Source organism: Streptomyces sp. NPDC051020 (assembly GCF_040683105.1).
Lineage (GTDB): Bacteria > Actinomycetota > Actinomycetes > Streptomycetales > Streptomycetaceae > Streptomyces.
Window position 1 is genome coordinate 1 of the sequence record NZ_JBFBCG010000008.1, and the last position, 24850, is coordinate 24850.

A 24850-nucleotide genomic window follows, 5' to 3' on the forward strand; every position below is an offset into this window, starting at 1 on the left:
GCTCCGTACGTACGGTCTTGATCGCCACCCGTCGGCCGGACGCCGAGCGGGCGAGATAGACCAGCCCCATGCCGCCGGCCCCGAGCCGTCCCAGCACCTCGAACGGACCGATCCGCCTCGGGTCGTGCTGCGTCAGCTGCTCCACCACTTGCCTGCCACCTCCCCGTACGGACCTCAGGAACAGAAGTCCGCGAAAAACCCCGCCCTGTGCAGCGTCTCACCACTGGGCACCACCCGGCGGTGCGCTCCCTGATTGTTCCTGGCTGAGGCGATGGTTGCGAACCCGGGGGCGGATCGGGGTGTCACATGTCACTCTGTCCTCTTTCAGGACACCGGGGGCTGAAGTACGGCGAACTCGGCACCCTGATCGTCGTGCAGGACCGCCATCCGCCCGTACGGGATGTCGAAGGGCGGCGCGGAGACCCGGCCGCCGAGCCCGACCGCCGTCTCGGCGGCGGCGTCGCAGTCCGCGACGGCGAAGTAGATGAGGAAATAGCTGGGCATCTCGGCCGGGAACGCGTCGGTGATCACGCTGCGTCCGCCGATCGCGGTGTCGGGTCCGGGTTCGGTGCCTTCGGGGGACCACATGCGGAAGTCGACGCCGGACTCGGAGGCGCCCGCACCGCCGGACCCGGACTCGGCGGATCCGGAATCGGCGGCGCCCCCGTCGCCGGTGTCCCCATCACCGGCGTCCCCCGCGCCGGTGTCCCCGTCGCCGGTGCCCGGCTCGCCGTGATCGGTGCCGGACTCGCCGAGATCGGTTCCGAGGAAGCCGAAGACCTTCTCGTAGAAGGCGTCGACGCGGTCCTTCTGCCGGGTGTAGACCTCGGTCCAGCAGAAGGATCCGGGCTCGTTCCGCTTCTCGAACCCGCTGCGGTCACCGGCCTGCCAGAGCCCGAAGACCGCACCGCCCGGGTCGGCGGCCTGCGCGAGCACGCCCGAGCGGCCGACCCGGACGGGCTCGGTGATGACCTGGCCGCCCTCCTGCCGGATCAGGGCGACGGTCGCGACGATGTCGTCGGTGGCGAAGTAGACGCCCCAGGCGGTCGGCATCCGGCCGTCCTGCTTGGCGGCGAGTGCGGCGACGAGCTTGCCCTCACTGAGAGCCTCGGCGTACGCGCCCCCGGCGGCGTCCCCGGCCCGGAAGGTCCACCCGAAGAGCCCGCCGTAGAAACGCTTGCCCGCTTCGAGATCGGGGAGCTGCGCGTCCACCCAGCACGGCGCGGAGCGCGGGAATGGGGCCATGGGTCCGGATCCTTCCATCGACGTGACGCTCGTCACACCCAAAGTAGCCGCGCGCCGCGTGTACCGCGCAGCGAATGCCCCTTATCGAACGAAGATTCGATATCGGAGTTCCTTGGCCGCCGCGTCACGGAAAGTTATCCACCGATGTTGTCCACAGGCTGTTGATAACACTGTTCAGGCTGTGGATCGCATCCGCCGAAATCCGGCCACTTCTCCCACGCCACCCCACCGCACCTGCGGAACTCCCCATTTGCAGTCGGCCGAATCGCGCTCCGATCACCCCTCGGTAAGCTGACGGCATGACAGGACAAGTGCGCACCGTCGACGGCCGCGTGGCCGGTCGACGCGGACAGGCGACGCGGCAGAAGCTGCTCGACTGCCTCAGCGAGATGCTCAGCTCCTCGCCTTACCGGGACGTCAAAGTCATCGACGTCGCCCGCAGGGCGGGGACTTCACCCGCAACCTTCTACCAGTACTTCCCCGACGTCGAGGGAGCCGTCCTCGAGATCGCCGAAGAAATGGCCAAGGAGGGCGCCGCGTTGACCGAATTGGTCGCCGGCCGCTCCTGGGTCGGCAAGGCGGGCTGGCAGACCTCCGAAGAGCTCGTCGAGGGGTTCCTCGACTTCTGGCGACGCCATGACGCGATCCTGCGCGTGGTCGACCTGGGGGCAGCCGAGGGCGACAAGCGGTTCTACAAGATCCGCATGAAGATCCTGAACTCGGTCACCAACTCCCTCACCGATTCGGTGAAGGAGCTCCAGGCCAAGGGCAAGGTCGACAAGGACGTCAGTCCGGCCGCGATGGCGGGCTCGCTCGTCGCGATGCTGGCGGCGGTCGCCTCGCACCAGAAGGGTTTCCAGACCTGGGGCGTCAAGCAGGCGGAACTCAAGCCGAACCTCGCACTGTTGGTGCATCTGGGCATCACCGGCAAGAAACCGACGAGATAGCGCCGGACGCACCTTTCTTTCCGGCTTCTTGCCTCGCTTCTTCCTGCACTGGGCTTCGCACGGCAATCCCGGGCTGCCCACGTCCTGTCTCACCGATGGCGGACCACCCGATGTGGTCCGCCATCGGCGTATCCGGGCGGCCTCCGGGTCACGGACTGTCGCGCCGCTCCAGCCGGAAGAGCCGGATCTCCCGCTCCACCCGCGCCTGATATGTGGCGTACGGGGGCCAGAACGTCAGCGCCGCCCGCCACACCTCCGCCCGCTCCGCGCCCTCCAGCAGCCGGGCACGCACGGCGATGTCGTGCCCCTTCCAGTTGATGACGGCGTCGTCCGGATGGGCCAACAGGTTGGCGGTCCACGCAGGATGACCCGGACGGCCGAAGTTGCTGCCGATCAGAATCCAACTGTCGCATCCGTCGTCCTCGGAGCGGCGCTCCGGCATGCAGGCCAGTGGAGTGGTGCGCGGCTGTCCGCTCTTCGCCCCGCGCGCCGTCAGGATCATCCCCGGTAGCATCCGGGCGCTGAGCAGCACCTTGCCGCGGGTGAGCCGGTGGACGGTGCGGTCCATGGCGGGCACGAGGTGCGGGGCGATCCTGGCGAAGGTACGGGTCGAGGACACCCTCTGGATCAGCCGGACTCCGGGCGCCATCAGACGGCCACCTCCTCGCGCGGTTTCCGGTCGCCGGGCGTGAACAGACCGGCCTGTTCGGCGGCGTGGTCGCGCAGCCGGTGGACCGGGCCGAAGAGCAACTCGTCGGCGGCGGCCCGTTTGAAGTAGAGATGCGCCTCGTGTTCCCAGGTGAAGCCGATGCCGCCGTGCAGCTGGACGGCCTCGGCGGTGGTGATCCGCAGCGCTTCCAGCGCCTGGGCGAGCGCGAGCCCTCCGGCCGCCGGGTCCCAGGCCGCGTAGTACGCCGCGGACCTGGCCGCCTGCACCCGTACGTACAGGTCGGCGAGCCGGTGCTGCACCGCCTGGAAGGAGCCGATGGCGCGGCCGAACTGCTCGCGCGCCTTGACGTATTCGATGGTCCGGTCGAGTGCGCTCGCCGCGGCTCCGACCGCCTCCGCCGCCAGTACGGCAGCGGTCGTGCGCCCGACGGCGGCGAGTGCTCCGGCCGGCCCCGACACATCCACCGTGTCGTCCGCGCCGAGCAGTTCGGCAGTGGTCTCACGGAGTTCGACACGGGCCACCGGCCGGGTCTCGTCGAGCGAGGTCTGCCGGGTGCGGGCGAGCCCGGTCGCCGTGTCGGAGCGGACGAGGAAGAGAAGAGTCCGGCTGCGCGGGAAGCCACCCGTGTGGGCGGCGACCAGCAGAAGTCCGGCGCTGTGCCCGTCGAGGACCTGGGCGGCTTCCCCGTACAGCCGCCACCCCTCCGGGCCGGGCGTGGCCTGTACGCCGCCGGACCGGCCGCCGCCCGCCCAGGCGCCGCCGCTGGTGTCGCCGATCAGGCCGAGGGCGGTGGCCGGTGAGCCACCGGGGACGGCGAGGGTCGCGGTCAGCTCGCCCGCGGCGATGCGCGGCAGCAGGGCGGTGCGCTGGGCGTCGGTGCCGACGGCGGCGATCAGCGGTGCGGCGAGCGCAGCGGTGGCGAGCAGCGGGGACGGCAGCAGGGCACGGCCGGCCTCCTCGCAGGCGACGGCGAGTTCGGCGGGGCCGCAGCCGGCTCCTCCGTACTCCTCCGCGAGCGTGAGGCCAGGCAGTCCGAGGTCCTGGGCGAGCTGCCGCCACAGGGTCTCGTCGTATCCGTGCGCGGTCCGTACGGCGCTCCTGACCTCGGCGGGTCCGCAGCGTTTGGCCAGCAGTTCGCGCAGGGTGCGGCGGATCTCGTCCTGCTCCGCGGTGAAGGCGGCGTCCATCGTCGGGCTCCTTCCCCTCAGAGGCCGTCGGCCCCTGATCTGACGGGCCGTCATGCTAGGGGCGATGGCGCCAGAAACCCAGACTCGCGCACACCTCCGCTCCCGGACCCGGTCCGCCCGCATACCGGTCCGTGCCGCCATATCTGATGTACCGTCAGATTCATGCCTTCCTCACCCTCCTCTCCCCCACGCAAGGTCGCTGTCGTCGGCATATCCCTCGCGGACTGCGGACGCGTCGACGGCCCGACTCCGTACACCCTCAACGCCCAGGCCGCCCGCCGGGCACTCGCCGACTCGGGCCTGGACCGCTCGGTCGTCGACGGTTTCGCCTCCGCCGGACTCGGCACGCTCGCCCCCGTCGAGGTCGCCGAGTATCTGGGGCTGAAACCCACCTGGGTGGACTCCACCGCGGTCGGCGGTGCGACCTGGGAGGTGATGGCCGCCCACGCCGCCGACGCGATCGCGGCAGGCCGCGCGAACGCCGTGCTCCTGGTGTACGGATCGACGGCCCGCGCCGACATCAGAGCGGGGCGCCGCACGTCGAACCTGTCGTTCGGTTCACGCGGCCCGCTCCAGTTCGAGGTGGCGTACGGGCACTCGCTGATCGCCAAGTACGCCATGGCTGCCCGCCGCCATATGCACGCGTACGGGACGACGCTGGAGCAGCTCGCCGAGGTGGCAGTCCAGGCGCGAGCGAACGCGGCGGCCAACCCGGACGCGATGTTCCGGGACCCGATCACGGTGGACGACGTGCTGTCCGGCCCGATGATCGCGGACCCGTTCACCAAGCTGCACTGCTGCATCCGCAGCGACGGCGGGTGCGCGGTGCTGCTGGCCGCGGAGGAGTACGTGCCGGATACAGCGAAGGCTCCGGTGTGGATCCTCGGCACGGGTGAGCACGTCTCCCACTCCACGATGGCGGAGTGGGACGACTTCACGGTCTCCCCGGCGGCCGTGTCGGGCCGCCTGGCGTTCGAACGCGCCGGGGTACGGCCGGCGGACATCGACCTGGCCGAGATCTATGACGCGTTCACCTATATGACGCTGGTGACGCTGGAGGACCTCGGCTTCTGCGCGAAGGGCGAGGGCGGCGCCTTCCTCGAGAAGGGCCGCACGGGCCTGACCGGTGAACTCCCGGTCAACACCGACGGCGGCGGCCTCTCCGCCTGCCACCCCGGCATGCGCGGGCTGTTCCTGCTGGTGGAGGCGGTACGGCAACTGCGCGGGGAGGCGGGAGACCGTCAGGTCCGGAAGGCGGACGGACGGCTGCCGGAGCTGGCGGTGGCCTCGGGGACGGGCGGCTGGTTCTGCTCGTCGGGGACGGTGGTGCTGGGGCGGGGGTGAGGGGGGTGCGAGGGGGAGGCAACGGGGCACTCCGGGTCCTGATGTCCAATGGCCGCATGACGGATGCATCGACCTCTGCCCAGCGCACCTTCCGGGACCTCCTGCACGCCCAGCGCGTCTGGGACGTGGACCTCCCCGCCTTCGACCCGGCCGCCGCGCCCCGCACCCCGCTCCCCCTCTTCCACGCCTGGTTCGCCGAGGCGGTGGCCGCCGGGCAGACCGAGCCGCACACCATGACGCTGGCCACGGTCGACGCCGAGGGCCACCCCGACGTACGGACGCTGATGCTGCACGACGCGGACGACCGAGGCTGGCACTTCGCCACCCACGCCACCAGCGCAAAGGGCCGCCAGCTCGCCGCGCGTCCGCATGCGGCGCTCGGTTTCTACTGGCCCGCGCAGGGCCGACAGGTACGGGTACGGGGTCCGGTCACCGCCTGCACCCCGGCCGAGAGCCGGGCCGATCTGCACGTCCGCTCGACCGGGGCGCTGGCCTCGGCACTGGTGGGGCGGCAGAGCGAGGTGCTCGGCTCGTACGAGGAGCTGAACCGCGCCTCGGACGCCGCATGGGAGCGGGCGCTGGCAGAGCCACAGGCGGACGTGGCGAGCTGGACGCGGTACGTGGTCGAGCCGCACGAGGTCGAGTTCTTCCAGGGCGATGTGCGGCGACGGCACGTCCGGCTCCGCTACCGCCGGGACGGCGGCAGCTGGACCCGGGAACTGCTCTGGCCGTGAGCCGGAAAACCGATTTCGACCAGAAAGGGGCACTATGGAAAGCAGGTGAGTTGCTGGAGGCATTCCATGACACAAGCCCGTTCCCGTTACGCCGCCGACCGCGGTCTGACCACGCGCATGGTCACCACGATGTTCCTGATCGGACTGCTGTACGTGGTCCTGGTGGGCGTGCTCCTCGCGGTGCTGCGGGGCGCCTGGCCGATCATCCTGATCCTCGTGGGTGGCCTGTTCATCGCGCAGTTCTGGTTCAGCGACCGCATCGCCGCCTTCAGCATGGGCGCCCGCGAGGTCACCCCCGAGGAAGCACCCGAGCTGCACGGCACCATCGACCGGATCTGCGCCCTGGCCGACATGCCGAAACCCCGGGTGGCCATCGCCCAGAGCGACGTACCGAACGCCTTCGCCACCGGCCGCGGCGAGAAGACCGCCCTCGTCTGCGCCACCACCGGACTCCTGCGCAGACTGCAACCCGAGGAGCTGGAGGGCGTCCTCGCCCACGAGATGTCCCATGTCGCGCACCGGGACGTCGCCGTCATGACGATCGCCTCGTTCCTCGGCGTCATGGCCGGCGTGATCACTCGCGTCGCCCTCTGGGGCGGCTTCTCCCGCAGCAGCCGCACCAGCGACCCCGTCGGCATCGCGATCCTGCTGGTCCCGCTGATCAGCGCCGTCGTGTACTGCCTGAGCTTCCTGCTCACCCGGCTGCTCTCGCGCTACCGCGAACTCTCCGCCGACCGCGCCGCCGCCCTCCTCACCGGCCGCCCCTCCGCGCTCGCCTCGGCGCTCACCAAGGTCAGCGGGCAGATGGCCCGGATCCCGACGGAGGACCTGCGGAAGGCGGAGCCGTACAACGCCTTCTACTTCGTCCCGGCGTTCTCCTCCGAGGAAAGCCTCAGCCGGCTGCTCTCCTCCCACCCGACCCTCGAACAGCGCCTCGACCAGCTGGCCCGCATCTCCGCCGAACTCGCCCGCCCGTAAGGAGTCCGCAGTGGGTCTGCTCGACACGATCCTGGGACGCAGCAAACCGGTGCGCCCCGACCTCGACCAGCTCTTCGCCGTACCGTCCGCCGCGCTCACGCTCCAGGCGGGCGCGGGCTTCATCCCCACCGGTCTGGGCTCGGTCTGCTTCGCCGGCGTGGAGGGCGGCACCTTCGCCCGTATCCAGCAGGACGTACAGGAACTGCTCGACTCGGACACGGACCGGGGCGGGATCCCGGTGGAGTACAGCCACGATTCGTACGGCTATACCTGGCTGCTCGCCCGCCAGTCCCCCGACGACGTGGCCGCCCTGGTCAACGACCTGCACGCGGTCAACACCCTGCTCCAGGACGGCGGCTTCGGCCCGCAACTGCTCTGTTCACTGATCGGCTTCCGGAACGCCGAAGGGCGCTCGCTGGCCCTGGTCTACCTCTACAAACGCGGCACGTTCTATCCGTTCGCCCCGGTGCCGGGCGGCGCCGAGAGACGCGACAGCCCCCTGGAGCTGCAGGTCAGGGCGACACTGGGCGACGACTTGCGGGTCGAGCAGGATCTCTCCCGGTGGTTCCCGGTCTGGGGCGCGCCCGGCCTGTGACAATCCGGCGGTGTGCGCCCGCTCCGGCTCTCACACTCACGACATTGCCGAATGTGGACCGTGTCTCTCTGGTCACGCTACGCAGTCGGCGGGATCCTCGTATCCATGACGAGCAAGAAACTCCCCGAATGGGTACCGCCCGCGGGGCTCCAACTTCACCTGACCGGGGTCCACTTCGACGCCATCCGGGTACGCGGCGTACGCGGCGAGGCCGTCCTGCACCACCTCGCCACGCTCACGGACGGCGAACCGGGTCCGGTGGTCCGGGAGGTCGCGGGCGGGCGGTGGACGTACTTCCTGATCCCGCCCGGGGTGAGCAAGGAGTACGACTGGCCGCCCGGGGCGACTTGTCTCGGCCCGTCGGCGCGGGATCTGTACGTGGGGATCCCCGCGGCGCACGGCAACACATATCCGCTGAGCTGGCGGTGCGGGGCGCCGGAGGAGGGGCAGTTCGTGGACGCGGAGCTGCTGCACGGGGTGGTGGTCGCGCAATTGGTACGGGAGAACTGGTGATCCGTTCCGTATCATCAGGTTCATGACTCCTGAGCGCCCCAATTCCGTCAGTCGGCTTCGTGCCTCCGACGCCGATCGCGAAGCGGTGGTGGAGCAGCTCCAGGAGGCGGCGGCCGAAGGCCGCATCGATCTCGACGAGTTGGATACGCGCCTGGGCCAGGCGCTCGCCGCCAAGACCTTCGCCGAGCTGGAACCCCTCACTGCCGATCTGGCGCCCGCGCCGCAGAACGCGACGGAGCCACTGGTCATCGAGGGCGGCATCCACGGCCTGGCACGGACCGGACGGTGGAAGGTGCCCGCACGCATCGACGCGAAGGGGGGCATGGGCGGCGCCAAGCTCGACTTCACGCAGACCGAGACCCGACTGCGCGAGATCGAGCTGGAGGTCAACGGCCAGATGGGCGGGGTCGTCGTCGTCGTACCCAGGGGGTGGGCGGCCCATATCGACGACGTCCGTCCCGGCATGGGCGGCTTCAAGGACCGGACCCGGGGCGAGAGGCTCCCGGGCACACCGCTGCTCCGCCTCAGCGGCACGGGCGGCATGGGCGGAGTGGTCGTCCGCCACCCCAACATCTGGGAACGGTGGAAGCTGCGCCGCGGCAAGCGGCGCTAAGACCGACCGGCACCGGCTTCCGGCCGGAAGACCGGGACCGCCTCGCACCCCTCCTCCTGCCGGAAGGCGACGCGCAATTCCATGCCGATCGCGAGGGCCGACTCCTCGCAGTCGACGATCTCCGTCATCATGCGCGGCCCCTCGGCGAGGTCGACGACGGCCGCCGTGTACGGGACGCGGGAACCGAACGGCGGCAGGTCGTTGCGGTGGACGACGGACCAGGTGTAGAGCGTGGCGCGACCGCTCGCCCGCTCCCAGTCGACGTCCTCGCTCCAGCACGTGGGGCAGAACTCGCGCGGATAGTGGTGGGCGGCGCCGCAGGCACGGCACCGTCGCAGCAGCAAGCGCCCCTCGGCGGCGGCGTCCCAGTAGGGGCGGGTGAAGTCGTCCGGCTCGGGCAGGTCGAAGCGGGGGGTGGCGGCGGTCATCCGAAAAGTCCGATCGCGTGGTCGAGGGACCAGACCTGCCAGGACATGGCGAAGAGGGCGACCAGCGAGATCAGCGCCATCATCGCGTTCTGCCCCTGCTCGGCCCAGTCGTGAATCATCAGCACCAGATAGAGGAGATTGAGGAGCAGCCCGCCGACGAGCGCGACCGGGGTCAGGAAGCCGACGATCAGCCCGAGACCGAGGGCGAGTTCCGCGTACACGACGAGGTAGGCCATCGCCTTGGGGCGGGGCGCGACGACCTTCTCGAAGCCGCTCCTGACCGCCGGCCACGTGTGCTTGCCCGCGACGTCCGCCGCCCAGGCGATGCCCGTACCGCGTTCGAACCAGCCCTTCTTGTCCTTGTGCCGCCAGCTCTCCAGCCACCACAGCCCGAGCCCTGTTCGAAGGACGGCGAGCCACTCGGCTCCGCCGAGCCAGATCGTCCGCATCAGGATCCCTCCCGCTCACCGAATCTGACGGTACGTCAGTTCACCTGATTCGGCACTGGCGCGCAAGAGGTGCGCCCTGGACGCGAAGAAGATCGCCAAGCGGCCGGCGAAGCGGACCGGCTGACCCCGGGGCCGTGATCCGGGACCTCGCGTCCCGGAGGCCGGCATGCCCGGCGCTCCCCCGCCTCCTTGTCGCGGATACCGCCGAGGGATCCTGCCCTGCCCCCGGGCGATGGCGAACAGCCGGCTTCCGTCCGGCGCCCAGCTCAGCCCCTGAGCGGCGATGATGTCGCCGCCGGGCGTGGACGCGACGTAGGTGTAGGTGCGGAACGGCTGCGTCGCACCGGGCTTGAAGACGACGAGTCGGGCCGCGCGACACCCGCACATCGTCGGGTGAAGACGACGTGAAGGGCGCGGCCACACGCGCAGCGTATGTCATGACTGCGGCAAGTGGGGAGGGTTTTCGGGCCGGAGCCGGGGATCACCGGCGCTGGAGGCCTGTCCAGGCCGGGCGGCGCCGGCCCGGCAGGCCTGTCCAGCCTTTGCCTGCACACCCATTCCTGACGGAGCGTCAGTTCAGTAACCTGACAGAGTGTCAGCTTATGGCTGACCGGGTACAGGCACCCCGACGGACTTCTGGCAGGAGTGGGCGGAACGATGCTTGGATCGACTCACGGCACCCTCACCACACACTTCCGCGCCCGGGTGGTGGCCTGCGGCGAAGAGCCGCACGCCGCCGTCCACAGCATGGCGGTCGCCGCCGCGGAAGGCGATCTCGATGTCAGCGGCCGCCCGCTGCACGCTCCCGTGCCGGATCTGGACCGGTTCTTCCGGCCCGAGTCCGTGGCAGTCGTCGGGGCGTCCGACGCCGAGGGCCGGCCCAACACCGGCATCACCCGGCAGCTCGTCGCCTGGGCCGAGCGGGTCGGGGCGCGGCTGCATCCGGTCCATCCCACGCGGGAGTCCGTGTTCGGCCGGCCCTGCTCCCGTTCCGTCGCGGACCTGCCGGAGCAGGTCGATCTGGCGGTGCTGCTGGTCGGCGACCCGCTTCCGGTGATCGAGGAACTCGGGCAGGCCAAGGTGAAGTTCGCGGTCGCCTTCGCCTCCGGGTTCGCCGAGACCGGCGAGGAGGGCGCCGCCGCCCAGGCGCGGCTGGCGGCCGCGGTGGAACGGTCCGGGCTGCGGCTGCTCGGGCCGAACACCAACCTCAACGCCTTCGAGAGGTTCCGGGACGACCTCGACGGGCCGGCGATCGCCCTGATCACCCAGTCCGGCCACCAAGGCCGACCCGTGTACACCCTCCAGGAGCTGGGCGTGCGGCTCTCGCACTGGGCGCCCACGGGCAACGAGGCCGATCTGGAGACCGCCGACTTCATCTCGTACTTCTCGCAGCGTCCCGAGGTCGGGGCCATCGCCTGTTACGTCGAGGGGCTCAAGGACGGCCGCTCCTTTCTGCTCGCCGCCGACCGGGCGGCGCGGGCCAGGGTGCCGGTTGTGGCGGTCAAGGTGGGGCGTACGGAGACGGGGGCCAGGATGGCCGCGTCACACACCGGAAAGCTGACCGGCGCCGACCAGGTGGTGGACGCGGCGATGCGGCAGTTCGGCGTGATCCGGGTGGACGGGCTCGACGAACTCCAGGACACCGCGGCCCTGCTGGCCCGCGCGCGGAAACCGCAGGCCGACGGGGTCGTCGTGTATTCGATCTCGGGCGGCACGGGCGCGCACTTCTCGGACCTGGCGACCGGGGCGGGGCTGAGGCTCCCCACCCTGTCCGAGGAGAAGCAGCGCGAGCTGCACGAGTGGATTCCCGGCTATCTGAACGTGGCGAACCCCGTCGACAACGGCGGGCACCCGGTCGGCGACTGGCGCGGCCGGAAGATCATCGACGCGATCCTCGCCGACCCGGACGTCGGGGTGCTCATCTGTCCGATCACCGGCCCGTTCCCCCCGATGAGCGACAAACTCGCGCAGGACCTGGTGGACGCGGCGGAGACCACGGACAAGCTCGTGTGCGTGGTGTGGGGCTCGCCGGTCGGCACGGAGGACGCGTACCGCACGACGCTGCTCGGCTCGTCGCGCGTCGCCACCTTCCGCACCTTCGGCAACTGCATCACCGCCGTGAAGGCCTACCTGGACCACCACCGGTTCGCCGCCTCCTACCACTCGCCCTTCGACGAGGCGCCGCGCACCCCGTCGCCCTCGTTCCGCAAGGCGCAGGCCCTGATGCGCCCGGGCCACCAGCTGAGCGAGCACGCGGCGAAGCAGCTGCTGCGGGCGTACGGCATCCGTGTCCCGCGCGAGCAACTGGTCACCAGTGCGGCCGCGTCCGTCCGGGCCGCGGGTCTGGTCGGCTACCCGGTCGTGATGAAGGCGTCGGGCGCGCATCTCGCCCACAAGACGGAGCTCGGCCTGGTCAAGGTCGGGCTCACCTCCGCGAGCCAGGTCCGCGACGCATACCGCGAACTGACCGACATCGCCCGCTACGAGGGCATCGAGCTGGACGGCATCCTGGTCTGCCAGATGATCGAGCGGGGCGTCGAAATGATGGTCGGCGTCACGCACGACGCCCTGTTCGGACCGACGGTCACGGTCGGGCTCGGCGGCGTGCTCGTGGAGGTGCTGCACGACGCTGCGGTGCGGGTGCCGCCGTTCGGCGAGGACCAGGTGCGGGCGATGCTCGGCGAACTGCGCGGCCGGGCCCTGCTGGAGGGTGTACGCGGCGGACCGCCGGTGGACGTCGACGCGCTCATCGAGGTCGTGCTGCGGGTGCAGCGGATGGCGCTGGAACTGGGCGACGACCTCGCCGAGCTGGACATCAACCCGCTGACGGTGCTGGGGCGCGGGCAGGGCGCGGTGGCGCTGGACGCGCTGGCCGTCTGCCGCTGACCGCCCACGCCACCGACCCAGGAGCTGCCTCATGCCGTCCTCCCCCGAAGACACCACCGGGTCCACCGACCCGCTCGACTCATGGGTACTCCACGCCACTGACAACGCCGTCTCGTGGATCACGCTGAACCGCCCCGAGGCGATGAACGCGGTCACCTGGGACCAGCGGGAACGCGTCATCGCGCTCCTCGCCGAAGCCTCCGCGGACCCGACGGTCCGGGCCGTCGTTCTCACCGCCACCGGCCGCGGTTTCTGCGCGGGCGCCGACCTGCGCGGCGCCCCATCGACGGGCGACCGGGTGCCCGGCGATGTGGCCCGTACGATCCGGCTCGGCGCGCAGCGCCTGATCGCCGCCGTCCTGGACTGCGAGAAACCGGTCATCGCGGCCGTCAACGGCACGGCGGCCGGCATCGGCGCCCACCTCGCCTTCGCCTGCGACCTCGTGCTGGCCGCCGAGTCGGCGAAGTTCATCGAGGTCTTCGTACGCCGCGGCCTCGTACCCGACGGCGGCGGCGCGTATCTGCTGCCGCGCCTGATCGGCCCGCAGCGCGCCAAGGAGCTGATGTTCTTCGGCGACGCGCTCCCGGCGAGGGAGGTGGAGCGTCTGGGCCTGGTCAACCGGGTGGTCCCGGACGAGGAGTTGACGGCGACGGCCCGCGTGTGGGCCCAGCGGCTGGCGGACGGGCCGACCCGTGCGATCGCCCTCACCAAGCAGCTGGTGAACGCCTCCCTGGATTCCGACCGGGCGACGGCGTTCACGGCCGAAGCGATGGCCCAGGAGATCAATATGACGACGCAGGACGCCAACGAGGGCGTGGCGAGCTTCGTGGAGCGACGCGCTCCGAAGTACCGCGGGATGTGAGGGCTCCGGAGGCGCTCACGTCATCCAGGGAGTGGGGCTGTCCAGGGTCCGCACCCCCACAAGGATCTTCCAGCACTGTGCGGCCGGAACTCGCCGGTTGGCATGGGCCATCGGCGGGTCTCGGCCGCAGTCTGCCTACTTCTCGGCGAAGACGTCCTCGACGGACGTGGCAGTGGGGGCGCGCAGGAGCCACCGGCTCAGGGTGTCGACATCGACGCAGCCCGTGATGCGCTCGCGCGCCTCCTCGGGCACGTCGACGCCGGCCTGAGCGAGGAGGAGCAGGATGCCCCGCGCGATGCCTTCTGCACGGCCCTCGTCCCGGATCTCTTCCGAGAGAGGTGACTTGTAAAAGGAAAGGTCCACGGCCACCAGGTTCCTCCACTGTTGTGCGGCCGGGCGGTTGCCCAGGCCCTGTGCGGTGAGTTCGACGATGGGGTCGGCAATGGTTTCCGGTACGTCCCGCAGAGCGGTCGACAGCGTTTTCAGTATGACACCGATGTCCGGATCGCCTGCGTGTGTGATCGCCGCCAGCGTGGCCAGTGCCAGGTCCTTGCGAGCCTCGGCCACATCCTTGATCACCGGCATGTTGTGCGGGCCCGCGACCAGGGCTTGCAGGGTGAGCACGGGCGACTGTGGGTGGCCGACGAGGAACGGGCGTGCGGCCCATTCGGCGGTGGCTCGGTCCTGGCAGACGACCAGCAGCATGGGCGGCAGCTTGTACTTCGCCTGTAAGTAGGACAGGTAGTACATCCAGCTCGCCGGTTTATCCGGGTCCTTCTTGCCCTGGGCCTCGATCGCGAGGAGGTACGACTGGTCGTCCTCCATGTCGATGCGCAGCAGGGTGTCGACACGGCGTTCGAGGGGCCTGTTCTCAGTGAGATCGGTGGGCATGACGGTCGCTGAGGCGGGTGGGCCAATCTCGACCCCCAATACCTCGGAGACGCGGGAGAACAGTCCCGGGTACTCCTGAAAGATGCGGTGCATCGCCTCGTGGGACGAGCTGACCATGTGGATTTCCTAGAGTTGTTGAGCGGTCGGATGGGAGTTGTCGGTCCGGCAGCCGGAGCACTCTCCTGGCTCCGCCGCGCGGAATGCCCGGTCGCAGCCGTCGCAGTTCTGCAGCGGGAGCAGCCGGGGCGGGGAATCGGCCGGGGCCCGGAACGGGGGTGGCGGCGGAAGCCGGGCGGTGAGCCGGTGGGCGAGGAAACCAGCGGGGCGGCACACCCCTTCGGGCGGGAGGTCGCTGGTCAGGGCGTGCTGAACAGCGGCGGGGCCGACCTCGCGCTCCAGCCATGCGGCAACCCCCGGGGCCAGGACGTCCACGTCCTGCGCGGAGAGCAGCAGCCGCGGGTCCTGACGGTGCAGCCCGGCAAGCAGGTCGGCGGCTGTCCGGAGGAGAGACGGGGCGGGAAAGGCCGGCTGCGGTACGAGGAGGGGCGTGGACCGGCTGTGTGGGGCGCGCTCGCGGCGTGCTGCGGGGACAGGCTCGCGGCGTGGTGCGAGCACAGTGCGGGCCGGATACCTGAGCGGACGTATGACGTCTGCTTCGGACTCCGGACGGGGTCGGGTGGACGCGGGCGGAGGGTCCGTACGCCGCGTGCGCGGCGGACAGTCGCGCCCCAGTGAGGCCTCCGTACGCCGACGGTCGGCAGGCTGGTTGCAGGAGACGGTGCGGGTGACGATCCGGCCGTTAGGGAGGCGCGTGCGGGTGCGTCGCAGGTAGCCGTGGGCTTCGAGTTCGCGTAACGCGGCGGCGATCCGGGCCTCGCTCTCCGGAAAGCGGGCGGCGAGGTCCTTGATGCCGATCCCGGCTCCGGCGGGCAGCGACTGGATGTGTGCGGCGAGCCCGATCGCGGTGAGGGAGAGCTCACGGTGCTGGGTGAGGTGGTTGCCCACGACCGTGAAACGGGTGGTGTGCCGGGAGTTGTCGTGCACGACACCGGACGGCGGCGTGGCGTCTCCGTGTACGCGGGACGGGGCGCGCGAGGGCGCGCTAATCTGCTGGGTATCCATCGGGAAGCGGCTTTTCCTCGGTGGTCAGGCCCTCGATCGGGATGCCAGTCCCGGCCGGGGGCCGTTGCATGTCTGGGGTTGTTCGTCGCGGCGAGCATATGCCAGCCAACCGGCACGAATAGCAGCGAAGTTGGCCAACCTCACCCATGTGGGTGACGGGAGGCAGGTGGGGTTGGGGAGGGTCATTTCCCACGTTCTTCAAAGCTTTTGATGTCGCGCGAAGCCGCGTCACGGACCACCGGATCGCGGGTATCCGCGACCCGGTGGCGGCGGTCACGGTACGAGGTCGAGTTCGGCCCAGACGGCCTTACAGGGGAAGGGTCCAGGACTATTCACCGTCGCGCCTCACGCATGGACGGACTTCGCCACGTACGCCGCCGGAAGCTGACCCTCAAGCCTTCACCGCCCGACGGGCGGGTTCGGGCCCCGCCCTTCCTATCTGACGTATCGTCAGTTTCAATGGGAAGCGTGATGGGACACGCAGGCATGGCCGCCACCGCCGTCCGGTACCTCAGGTCCGTCGGCGCCGACACCACCGCAGCGCCGACACCGGTCGATCCACTGCCGCGCCCGGATCTGCGGGCCGTCGCCGACAACGAGCGACTTCCCATCGACGCGTCCGAATTCCGCCGCGTACTAGGTCACTTCGCGAGCGGGGTCACCGTCGTCACCGCGCACGACCCGGACGACACCGATGGACCGGCGGGCTTCGCCTGCCAGTCGTTCGCCTCGCTCTCCCTGGACCCGCCGCTGGTCACGTTCATGGTCGCCCGTACGTCGACGACCTGGCCCCGCATCGCCCGCGCCGGGGCCTTCTGCGTCAACATCCTGGGCGCGGACCAGGGCGCGCTGTGCCGGAGCTTCGCGGTCAGCGGTGCCGACAAGTTCGCGGGGGTGCCGTACGAGGCGGCTCCCGCGACAGGCTCACCGCTGCTGGACTCCGTACCGGCCTGGATCGACTGCCGCATCCAGGCCGTCCACACGGGGGGCGACCATCTGATCGTCGTCGGCCGGGTGGAGGCGCTGGGGGCGGCGGACGGAAGTGATCCGCTGCTGTTCCACCGGGGGGCCTTCGGACGGTTCGGGCCGCTCACCGGATGAGCGTGCGCCGGGGCCTGAGACCGGTCGGGCACCGTGCGCCCTTCGGTGCCCGACCGCGTCCGGCACCGTCAGCCGACTCCGCCGGCGGCGCCTGAAGGCTCAGGCTCCCGGACCCGCCGGATCACCAGCGCCATCAGCGCCGCCGTCGCGCACAGCGCCCCCGACGTGTACCAGACCATGTCGTACGAGCCGAACACGTCGCGTGCCACACCGCCGAGGAACGCCACCAGCGCCGCGCCGACCTGGTGGGAGGCGAGGACCCAGCCGAAGACGATCGCGCTGTCCTCGCCGTACTGCTCGCGGCAGAGCGCGAGCGTCGGCGGGACGGTGGCCACCCAGTCCAGGCCGTAGAACACGATGAAGAAGACCATCGGCGGGTGTACGGCCGGTGCCATCAGCATCGGCAGGAAGAGCAGCGAGACGCCGCGCAAGGCGTAGTAGACGGCGAGGAGTCGGCGGGCGTCGAAGCGGTCGGTGAGCCAGCCGGAGAAGACCGTGCCGATGATGTCGAAGACGCCGATGACGGCGAGCAGCGAGGCGGCCGCGGTGATGGGCATGCCGTGGTCGTGGGCCGACGGCACGAAGTGCGTGCGGATCAGGCCGTTGGTCGAGGCGCCGCAGATCGCGAACGTGCCCGCGAGCAGCCAGAACGGTCCGGTGCGGGCGGCGTCGACCAGGACGCGTACGGTACGGGCCGCCGCGCCCCGGGTCGGTGCCGGCTTCTCGACGTACGCACCGCCGTAGGGGGCCAGGCCCGCATCGGCCGGGTGGTCACGCATCAGGAGCCAGACGAACGGGACGACGACGAGCGCGGCCAGCGCGACGGTGACCGATGCCGGGCGCCAGCCGTGCTCGTCGACGATCCATGCGCACAGCGGCAGGAAGATCAGCTGGCCGGAGGCGCCGGCCGCGGTGAGGATGCCGGTGACCAGGCCGCGTCTGGCGACGAACCAGCGGTTGGTGACCGTGGCCGAGAAGGCCAGCGCCATCGAGCCGGTGCCGAGGCCGACGAGCAGCCCCCAATAGATCATCAGCTGCCAGGAGGCCGTCATCCAGACACTGGCGAACGCCCCCGCCGCGACCGTGGACAGGGCCACGACGACGACCCGGCGGATGCCGAACCGGTCCATCAGCGCGGCGGCGAACGGCGCGGTCAGTCCGTACAGCGCCATGTCGATCGAGACGGCCAGCCCGATCTCCCCGCGCGACCAGCCGAACTCCGTGTGCAGCGGGTCGATGAGGAGGCCGGGCAGGGAGTTGAACGCGGCGCCGCCGATGATCGTCACGAACGTGACGACGGCGACGATCCAGGCGCGGTGGATGCGAAGGCGGGAGCGCCCGCGGGACGGTGTGCGGGCGTCCGGGCGGTCCTCGTCCCGGACGGCTGCGCTATCGGTTGTCTGGGTCACGTCACCCAGCATCCGGCCCCGGGGAGTGCTCTCACGAGTGGCCGGAAGGACATGGTTCGCAGGGATCGGGCCATGGAGGGAGGCGTACGATCATCCGTCGGCCGGGGCGTACGCGCACCCGGCCGGATGAGGCGGACGAACCGATCGAACCGGAGGAGCTCCCATTTTGTGAGCTCCTCTTACCCGATCCGCTCCAGGCGGCGGATCGGGCGGGCCACCAGCAGCACGCCCACCACCAGTGCGTTGATCACCGCTCCGGCCAGCAGCACCTCGGAGGCGCCCACCGCGTCCGCGACCGGTCCCGCCAGCGCCCGGCCCGCGGCCAGCATCAGCAGGGAGCCCGCCACGTCGTAGGCGTGCAGCCGGTTCAGGGCCTCCGGCGGGACGTGTGTCTGGACCGTCGTCGACCACATCACCAGCCAGAACGCGAACACCCCACCCTCCACGAACTGCCCGACCGCCAGCGCCGACACCGGCAGCCCGAGCCCCAGCACCACCAGGTTCACGCACACCCCGGTCAGCGCGATCGCGCCCGCCGCGAGCGGGCGGCGCGGTCTCAGCCGCAGGGCCAGCAGTCCGCCGACCACGCTGCCCGCGCCGTTGACCGCCATCATCACGCCGTACGTCCCCGAGCCGTGCGCCTCGGTGACCTCGACCGCGGTCAGCGGGAGCATCGGGCCGATCACGGTGAATCCGTACACCGTCCAGATCGCGATCACTCCCCACAGCCAGCTGCGGGCCTTGAACTCCCGCCATCCGTCGACCAGTTCGGAGACAAACGTGCCGCGCTGCACCGTGTCGGACGGCATCGGGGCGAGCCGCATCAGGAAGAGGCAGCCCCCGGAGACCGCGAACGTCGCCGCGTTCGCCGCGTACACCGCCCCGGCGCTTGCGAGTCCGACCAGAAGTCCCGCGAAGGCCGGGCCCGCCATCGTCATCAGCGCCTCGGAGACCCGGAGCACCGCGTTGCCGCGCTGCACGTCCAGCGACACCCGGGGTACGGTCGACGCGACGCCCGGCTGGAAGAGCGCGGCACCGACGCCGGCCACCGCGCTCAGTGCGTACACCGCCCACAGCGGCGGGTTGCCGGTCGCGAAGGAGATGGCGAGCACGGATGCCCCGACCAGCCGCAGCGCATCGGCGATGATCATCATTCGACGCGGGGTGAAACGATCCGCCAGCACGCCACCGAAGAGCACGAAGAGCGCCAGCGGGCCCATCCAGGCAGCCAGCGCGAAGCCGACGGATGCGTGCGGGCGACCCGCTCCCAGCAGACCCGCGGTGAGGGCCACCGGGATCATGCCGTCGCCGAAGAGTGCGGCGGTCCGGGCGATGAAGAAGAGCCGGAAGTTGCGGTTCCACAGCTCGCTTCCCGGTCGTTCGCCGTCCCGGCGCATGTCCAGGGACGGCAGGGCGGGCGATGAATCCAAGGGGGGCGACTGCGAGGGTGCGTTCGCGCGGACCGTGCCGGGAATGCACTCGTGCTCTGCTGACTTTTCCTTCACGTCGGTGAGATGTATCAGCTCATGGTCTATACCACTAGGGGGGAAGGGAGCCTTGCGGTGAAACACAGAGTCGTCGTCCTCGCCCTCGACGGGCTGCTCCCGTTCGAACTGGGCATCCCTCAAAGGATCTTCGGCCTGGCACGCAGTTCCGAGCCGCATGACAAGGGCCGGAAACTGTACGAAGTCGTTACCTGTTCCGTCCGCCCACCGGGACCGGTCACCACCGACGCGGACTTCACGATCACGGTCGAGCGCGGCCCCGAAGCACTGGCCACCGCCGACACGGTCGTCATCCCCGCCTCGTACGAACTCGGCCCCCTCCACGAAGAGGGTCGGCTGACGGACGAGCTCGCCGCGGCGTTCGCGTACATCAGGCCGGGCACCCGGCTCGTCTCGATCTGCACCGGCAGTTACGTCCTCGCCGCCGCCGGATTCCTCGACGGGCGCCCCGCCACCACGCACTGGTCCCACGCCGACCACTTCCAGCGGCTGTTCCCGCAGATACAGGTCGACCCCGACGTCCTGTTCATCGACGACGGGGACGTCCTCACATCCGCCGGGGTCGCCGCCGGCATCGACCTGTGTCTGCACATCGTGCGCCGCGACCACGGCACGGCCGTCGCCAACGACGTCGCCCGCCGCACGGTCGTGCCACCGCACCGCGACGGCGGGCAGGCCCAGTACATCCAGCGCCCCGTCCCCGAGGCACAGTTCGCGACCACGACCGGTGCGCGGGCCTGGGCGCTCGGGCGTCTTGACCGGCCGATCCTGTTGCGCGACATGGCGGAGCAGGAGTCGATGAGCGTACGGACGTTCACGCGCCGGTTCCGTGAGGAGGTCGGGATCAGCCCCGGACAGTGGCTGACCCAGCAGCGGGTGGAGCGGGCGCGGGGGCTGCTGGAGTCCACGGACCTGTCGATCGACCAGGTGGCGCGCGAGGCGGGGTTCGGCACGGCGACGTCACTGCGACAGCACATCCAGGCGGCGCTGGGGGTGTCGCCGACGGTGTACCGGCGGACGTTCCGGGCGACGGCCGGGGGCCGGTGAGGGCGGGAAAGCGCCGGCCCCAGCGCCTTTCGGAACCGAAGGGCGGGCCCCCCAATGCCCCCTAGAAGATCAACACCCCGCGCGCCACCCTTCCGTGGTGCGCGTCGTCCGCCGCCTTCGCGAAGTCCTCCACCGGGTACGTCTCCGTGACCAGTTCGTCGAGCATGAGGCGGCCGGACCGGTACAGCTCCGCGTAGAGCGCGATGTCGCGCTGCGGGCGCGAGGAGCCGTACCGGCAGCCGAGGATCGACTTGTCCAGGTACATCGACGAGACCAGGAACGACGCCTCCGCCGTCGCCCCCGGGACGCCCAGCAGGATCGCCTGGCCGTGCCGGTCCAGCAGGTCGATCGCCTGCCGGATCAGTTCCGTACGGCCCACGCACTCGAAGGCGTGGTCGGCGCCGGTGGGCAGGATCTCGCGTACGCCCTCCGTCGACGTCAGGAAGTGCGTCGCACCGAACTGCCGTGCCACCGCCTCCTTCTTCGGGTTGGTGTCCACCGCGACGATCGTCAGCGCGCCGGCGATCCGGGCGCCCTGGATCACATTGAGCCCGATGCCACCGGTGCCGATCACGACGACCGTGTCGCCCCGGTCGACCTTCGCCCGGTTGAGTACGGCTCCGACGCCCGTCACCACGCCGCAGCCCATCAGGGCCGCGGAGGCCGGCGGGATGTCCGCCGGGATCTTCACCGCCTGCACGGCCTTGACCAGGGTCCGTTCGGCGAACGCGGAGTTGGACGCGAACTGGTACAGCGGTGTGCCGCCCCGGGAGAACGGCTGCCCCGGCATCCCGATCGCCTTGCGGCACATCGTCGGCCGGCCCCGGTCGCACTGAGCGCACGCGCCACAACTGGCCAGGGTGGAGAGCGCGACGTGGTCGCCGGGCACGACATGGACGACGCCCGCGCCGACCGCCTCCACCACGCCCGCGCCCTCGTGCCCGAGAACCACCGGCAGGGGGAACGGGATGGTTCCGTCGACGACCGACAGATCGCTGTGGCACAGGCCTGCGGCGGCCACCGCGACCAGCACCTCGCCCGGGCCCGGGTCGCGTATCTCCAGGTCGTCGACGACCTCGGTCCGCTTGCCGTCGAAGACGACGCCTCTCATCTCGGCTCCCTCGGTAGGCCGAGCACCCGCTCGGCGATGATGTTCCGCTGGATCTCGTCCGAGCCGCCGTAGATGGTGTCGGACCGGGTGAACAGGAACAGGCGCTGTGCTTCGTCGAGTTCGTACGGGTTGGTGGGCGACCAGTCGTCCGGACCCACGGCTCCGGCGGCGCCCCTGATCTCCACGGCGAGTTCGCCGAGACGTCGGTGCCAGCCGCCCCAGAGCAGCTTGGCGACGCTGGGGGCGCCCGCGTCGCGCGAATTGCCCAGGGTGCGCAGGGCGTTCCAGCGCATGGTCTTCAGCTCCGCCCACTGACGCACGAGCCGCTCGCGCAGTACGGGGTCGGTGATCGCGCCGCTGTCGACGGCGGCGCGGATGACGCGGTCCAGTTCGGCGGCGAAGCCGATCTGCTGGACGAGGGTGGAGACACCGCGCTCCAGGGCGAGGAGGCCCATGGCGACGGTCCAGCCGTTGCCCTCGCCGCCGACGAGCTCCTCGGCGAGCGCGCCGTCGAAGAAGACCTCGTTGAACTCGCTCGTGCCGGACATCTGGCGGATCGGCCGCACCTCGATACGGCCCGGCTGGTCCATCGGCACGAGCAGGAACGAAAGTCCGTGGTGGCGCTGTGAGCCGGGGGTGGTGCGGGCGAGGACGAAGCACCAGTCGGCGTCCCGTGCGAGCGAGGTCCAGATCTTCTGGCCGCTGACGGTGTGGCGGCCGGTGCCGTCGGGTTCGGCGGTGGTGCGTATGCCGGCGAGGTCGGAGCCCGCGCCGGGTTCGCTGTAGCCCTGGCACCAGAGCTCTTCGCCGCGGGCGATGGCGGGGAGGAAACGATGCTGCTGTGCGTCGGTGCCGTACGCGAGGAGGGTGGGGGCGAGGAGGTTCTCGCCGATGTGGCCGACGCGGGCGGGGGCGTTGACGCGGGCGTACTCCTCGGCCCAGACAACCTGCTGGGTGAGGGTGGCGTGCCGGTTTCCGTAGTCGGCCGCCCCGCTGTCCCAGCCGAGGCCGATCCAGCCGCCGCGGCCCAGCTCGCGCTCCCAGGCGCGGCCGCCCTCGGCGGCGCAGGGCTGTGTGAGGTGCGCCTGCAGCCAGGACCGGACCTCCTGGCGGAAGGCGTCGTCCGTTGCCTCGAACGCGAAGTCCACGTCCACTCCTCGGGGTCGGGCGGAAATCCAGCCGCTCCGGCGATTAAGACCGACCGGCAATTGGGGGGCGGCGTCACGGGGCGGAGCCCCGGTGGGAGGTCACGCGTTGGGTCACGCGTTGGGCCGCGCCTTCGCCGCCGCGGCGGCCGCCATCGCCTCCAGCTGCGCCAGCATCGGCATCGGGTCCACCCCCACCGTCCCCGGCAGGAAGTCGGCGATTCTCTCCGGGGTCCAGGCCCCCTCCGCGTATCCCGCCCGCAGCTCCCTCGGCTGGGCCCAGACAGCGATCTTGGGGCCCGCGATCGTGTACACCTGGCCGGTGATCTTCTCTTCGCGGGCCCGCTCGCTGAGCAGGTAGACGACGAGTGCGGCAACGTCCTCCGGCTCGCCGATCTCCTTCAGCTCCATCGGGACGTTCGCGGACATCCGGGTCCGGGCCACCGGGGCGACCGCGTTCGCCGTGACGCCGTACTTGTGCAGGCCGAGCGCCGCGCTGCGGACCAGCGAGATGATGCCGCCCTTCGCGGCGCTGTAGTTCGCCTGGGCGACGCTGCCCTGGTGGTTGCCGCTGGTGAAGCCGATCAGCGTGCCGCCCCCCTCCTGCTTCCGCATCACCGCCGAGGCCGCGCGGAAGACGGTGAAGGTGCCCTTGAGATGGGTGGCGACAACCGGGTCCCACTCCTCCTCGGTCATGTTGAACAGCATCCGCTCGCGGAGGATCCCGGCCACACACACGACCCCGTCGATCCGCCCGAACCGCGCCAGCGCCGTGTCCACGACGCGCCGGCCACCCTCCATCGTGGAGATGTCGTCGGCGACCGCGACCGCCTCGCCGCCCGCGGCCTCGATCTCCTTGACGACGGACTCGGCTATCGCACTGGTCGGCTCGGCGCCCTCGACGGAGACGCCGTAGTCGTTGACGACGACCCTGGCTCCCTGGGCCGCCGCCGCGATCGCGACGGCCCGTCCGATGCCGCGGCCGGCACCGGTCACGGCCACCACCTTGCCTGCCAAGAAGTTCCCCATGCCCGGCCCCTTCCCGCGGTTTCTGACGGACCGTTAGATTTTATGGGCAGTCGGCTCCGTCAGCACAAGACCCGGCGCCCCACCGATTCGAGGAGGACCTCATGTCCCTGCCCGCCGAGTTCCACGAGATCGCCAAGCGCGTGAACAACTGGGGGCGCTGGGGCGCGGACGACGAGATCGGGACGCTCAACCTGATCACCGACGCGGTGGTACGGGACGCGGCGGCCACCGTCCGCACGGGACAGCGGATCCCTCTCGCGCTCCCGCTCCAGCAGGACGGTGTGCAGAGCGGACTGATTCCGGGGCGGGTCAACCCACTGCACGCCATGGTCCAGATCAACCAGGAGCTCTTCGGCCCCGGCACGGTCGCGACCAGCGACGACATCGTGACGCTCGGCCTGCAGGCGGCCACCCACTGGGACGCGCTCACGCACGCCTCGCACTCGGGAAGGATCTACAACGGCCGTCCCGCCGCCACCGTCACCGCGCACGGCGGCGCCGAGTTCAGCGGAATCGACAAGCCCCCGCACCTCGTCTCGCGCGGCGTCCTGCTGGACGTGGCACGCGCCCACGGCGTCGACCGGTTGCCCGGCGACCACGCCGTCACCCCGGAAGACCTCGACGCGGCGGAGGAGTTCGCCGGGATCCGGGTCCGGGCCGGGGACATCGTGCTCGTACGCACCGGGCAGGTCCAGGTGTATCTGGCCGGCGACAAGCACGCGTACGCCTATCCGTCACCCGGCCTGTCGATCCGGACGCCCGAGTGGTTCCGTGCCCGTGATGTCGCCGCGGTCGCCAATGACACGCTGACCTTCGAGATCTTCCCGGCGGAGATCGAGGACCTGTGGCTGGGCGTGCACGCGCTCGATCTGGTCGAGATGGGCATGCTGCAGGGCCAGAACTGGAACCTGGAGACGCTGTCCACAGCCTGTGCGGAGGAGAAGCGCTATGGCTTCCTGCTCTCCGCGATGCCGGAACCGTTCGTCGGCGCCACCGGCACGCCGGTCGCCCCGGTCGCCGTTCTCTGACCGGCCACGGC

General features: G+C 70.8%; 24 protein-coding genes. 12 read left to right on the forward strand and 12 right to left on the reverse strand.

Features of this window, described 5'->3' with window-relative positions:
* Positions 1-324: 324 nt before the first annotated feature.
* Complete coding sequence (locus AB0N06_RS06600) at positions 325-1245, reverse strand: VOC family protein (RefSeq protein WP_366133588.1); 921 nt, start codon at positions 1243-1245, stop codon at positions 325-327.
* Positions 1246-1544: 299 nt separating this feature from the next.
* Here AB0N06_RS06600 and AB0N06_RS06605 point away from each other — a divergent pair, with 299 nt between their 5' ends.
* The gene (locus AB0N06_RS06605; protein ID WP_366133589.1) at positions 1545-2192 is read left to right on the forward strand and encodes a TetR family transcriptional regulator; all 648 of its coding nucleotides are present in this window, start codon (positions 1545-1547) and stop codon (positions 2190-2192) included.
* Between the two features lie 148 nt (positions 2193-2340).
* Here the strand turns inward: AB0N06_RS06605 and AB0N06_RS06610 are convergent, their stop codons facing one another.
* Together AB0N06_RS06610 and AB0N06_RS06615 are read right to left on the reverse strand one after the other, a co-directional pair.
* On the reverse strand, positions 2341-2841 hold the full coding sequence (locus AB0N06_RS06610) for a nitroreductase family deazaflavin-dependent oxidoreductase (RefSeq protein ID WP_366133590.1): 501 nt from the start codon (positions 2839-2841) through the stop codon (positions 2341-2343).
* Positions 2841-4049, reverse strand: coding sequence for an acyl-CoA dehydrogenase family protein (locus tag AB0N06_RS06615; RefSeq protein WP_366133591.1), 1209 nt, complete (start codon positions 4047-4049; stop codon positions 2841-2843). Before AB0N06_RS06615 ends, AB0N06_RS06610 begins: the two co-directional genes overlap by 1 nt.
* Positions 4050-4211: 162 nt before the next feature.
* On the opposite strand from AB0N06_RS06615, the gene AB0N06_RS06620 reads away from it, so the two are divergent.
* From AB0N06_RS06620 to AB0N06_RS06645, 6 genes are all read left to right on the forward strand, one after another.
* Positions 4212-5393: an acetyl-CoA acetyltransferase gene (locus tag AB0N06_RS06620; RefSeq protein ID WP_366133592.1), complete on the forward strand. Its 1182-nt coding sequence runs from the start codon at positions 4212-4214 to the stop codon at positions 5391-5393.
* Between the two features lie 56 nt (positions 5394-5449).
* A complete protein-coding gene (locus tag AB0N06_RS06625; protein ID WP_366133593.1) occupies positions 5450-6127 on the forward strand; it encodes a pyridoxal 5'-phosphate synthase in 678 nt (225 codons plus the stop codon).
* Positions 6128-6193: 66 nt separating this feature from the next.
* Positions 6194-7105 carry a zinc metalloprotease HtpX gene (gene htpX, locus AB0N06_RS06630; RefSeq protein ID WP_366133594.1) on the forward strand — a complete coding sequence of 304 codons (912 nt, stop codon included), beginning with the start codon at positions 6194-6196 and terminating at the stop codon, positions 7103-7105.
* A gap of 10 nt (positions 7106-7115) precedes the next feature.
* Positions 7116-7700 carry a hypothetical protein gene (locus tag AB0N06_RS06635; RefSeq protein ID WP_366133595.1) on the forward strand — a complete coding sequence of 195 codons (585 nt, stop codon included), beginning with the start codon at positions 7116-7118 and terminating at the stop codon, positions 7698-7700.
* A 105-nt stretch (positions 7701-7805) separates the two neighbouring features.
* Positions 7806-8213, forward strand: a complete 408-nt coding sequence (locus AB0N06_RS06640; protein ID WP_366133597.1) for a hypothetical protein — start codon at positions 7806-7808, stop codon at positions 8211-8213.
* Positions 8214-8235: 22 nt separating this feature from the next.
* Positions 8236-8826: a DUF1707 domain-containing protein gene (locus AB0N06_RS06645; RefSeq protein WP_366133598.1), complete on the forward strand. Its 591-nt coding sequence runs from the start codon at positions 8236-8238 to the stop codon at positions 8824-8826.
* Here the strand turns inward: AB0N06_RS06645 and AB0N06_RS06650 are convergent.
* Together AB0N06_RS06650 and AB0N06_RS06655 are read right to left on the reverse strand one after the other, a co-directional pair.
* Positions 8823-9254: a Zn-ribbon domain-containing OB-fold protein gene (locus AB0N06_RS06650; protein WP_366133599.1), complete on the reverse strand. Its 432-nt coding sequence runs from the start codon at positions 9252-9254 to the stop codon at positions 8823-8825. The genes AB0N06_RS06645 and AB0N06_RS06650 overlap by 4 nt on opposite strands.
* Positions 9251-9703, reverse strand: coding sequence for a DoxX family membrane protein (locus AB0N06_RS06655; RefSeq protein ID WP_366133600.1), 453 nt, complete (start codon positions 9701-9703; stop codon positions 9251-9253). Before AB0N06_RS06655 ends, AB0N06_RS06650 begins: the two co-directional genes overlap by 4 nt.
* A 657-nt stretch (positions 9704-10360) precedes the next feature.
* Here AB0N06_RS06655 and AB0N06_RS06660 point away from each other — a divergent pair.
* Positions 10361-12589 (forward strand): acetate--CoA ligase family protein, encoded by a 2229-nt coding sequence (locus tag AB0N06_RS06660; RefSeq protein ID WP_366133601.1) that lies wholly within the window; start codon positions 10361-10363, stop codon positions 12587-12589.
* Between the two features lie 31 nt (positions 12590-12620).
* Positions 12621-13451, forward strand: coding sequence for an enoyl-CoA hydratase-related protein (locus AB0N06_RS06665; RefSeq protein ID WP_366133602.1), 831 nt, complete (start codon positions 12621-12623; stop codon positions 13449-13451).
* 135 nt (positions 13452-13586) lie between these two features.
* Here the strand turns inward: AB0N06_RS06665 and AB0N06_RS06670 are convergent, their stop codons facing one another.
* Both AB0N06_RS06670 and AB0N06_RS06675 read right to left on the reverse strand, forming a co-directional pair.
* Entirely contained in the window at positions 13587-14459 is an 873-nt protein-coding gene (locus tag AB0N06_RS06670; protein ID WP_366133603.1) for a hypothetical protein, read from the reverse strand.
* A gap of 9 nt (positions 14460-14468) precedes the next feature.
* Positions 14469-15464 carry a helix-turn-helix domain-containing protein gene (locus tag AB0N06_RS06675; protein WP_366133604.1) on the reverse strand — a complete coding sequence of 332 codons (996 nt, stop codon included), beginning with the start codon at positions 15462-15464 and terminating at the stop codon, positions 14469-14471.
* Between the two features lie 486 nt (positions 15465-15950).
* Between AB0N06_RS06675 and AB0N06_RS06680 the strand changes: the two genes are divergently transcribed.
* Positions 15951-16565, forward strand: a complete 615-nt coding sequence (locus tag AB0N06_RS06680) for a flavin reductase family protein (RefSeq protein WP_366133703.1) — start codon at positions 15951-15953, stop codon at positions 16563-16565.
* A 68-nt stretch (positions 16566-16633) separates the two neighbouring features.
* Here the strand turns inward: AB0N06_RS06680 and AB0N06_RS06685 are convergent, their stop codons facing one another.
* Both AB0N06_RS06685 and AB0N06_RS06690 read right to left on the reverse strand, forming a co-directional pair.
* The gene (locus tag AB0N06_RS06685) at positions 16634-17974 is read right to left on the reverse strand and encodes an MFS transporter (RefSeq protein WP_366133605.1); all 1341 of its coding nucleotides are present in this window, start codon (positions 17972-17974) and stop codon (positions 16634-16636) included.
* 179 nt (positions 17975-18153) lie between these two features.
* On the reverse strand, positions 18154-19371 hold the full coding sequence (locus AB0N06_RS06690) for an MFS transporter (RefSeq protein WP_366133704.1): 1218 nt from the start codon (positions 19369-19371) through the stop codon (positions 18154-18156).
* A 165-nt stretch (positions 19372-19536) separates the two neighbouring features.
* On the opposite strand from AB0N06_RS06690, the gene AB0N06_RS06695 reads away from it, so the two are divergent.
* A complete protein-coding gene (locus AB0N06_RS06695; RefSeq protein ID WP_366133606.1) occupies positions 19537-20526 on the forward strand; it encodes a helix-turn-helix domain-containing protein in 990 nt (329 codons plus the stop codon).
* 61 nt (positions 20527-20587) lie between these two features.
* Here AB0N06_RS06695 and AB0N06_RS06700 read toward each other — a convergent pair whose 3' ends face one another.
* The 3 genes from AB0N06_RS06700 to AB0N06_RS06710 all read right to left on the reverse strand — a co-directional run bounded on the left by AB0N06_RS06700 (position 20588) and on the right by AB0N06_RS06710 (position 23811).
* Positions 20588-21637, reverse strand: a complete 1050-nt coding sequence (locus AB0N06_RS06700) for a Zn-dependent alcohol dehydrogenase (RefSeq protein WP_366133607.1) — start codon at positions 21635-21637, stop codon at positions 20588-20590.
* Positions 21634-22785, reverse strand: a complete 1152-nt coding sequence (locus tag AB0N06_RS06705; RefSeq protein WP_366133608.1) for an acyl-CoA dehydrogenase family protein — start codon at positions 22783-22785, stop codon at positions 21634-21636. The genes AB0N06_RS06700 and AB0N06_RS06705 overlap by 4 nt, the downstream gene beginning before the upstream one ends.
* Before the next feature lie 111 nt (positions 22786-22896).
* A complete protein-coding gene (locus AB0N06_RS06710) occupies positions 22897-23811 on the reverse strand; it encodes an SDR family oxidoreductase (RefSeq protein ID WP_366133609.1) in 915 nt (304 codons plus the stop codon).
* 101 nt (positions 23812-23912) lie between these two features.
* Here AB0N06_RS06710 and AB0N06_RS06715 point away from each other — a divergent pair, with 101 nt between their 5' ends.
* On the forward strand, positions 23913-24839 hold the full coding sequence (locus AB0N06_RS06715) for a cyclase family protein (protein ID WP_366133610.1): 927 nt from the start codon (positions 23913-23915) through the stop codon (positions 24837-24839).
* Positions 24840-24850: the final 11 nt, after the last annotated feature.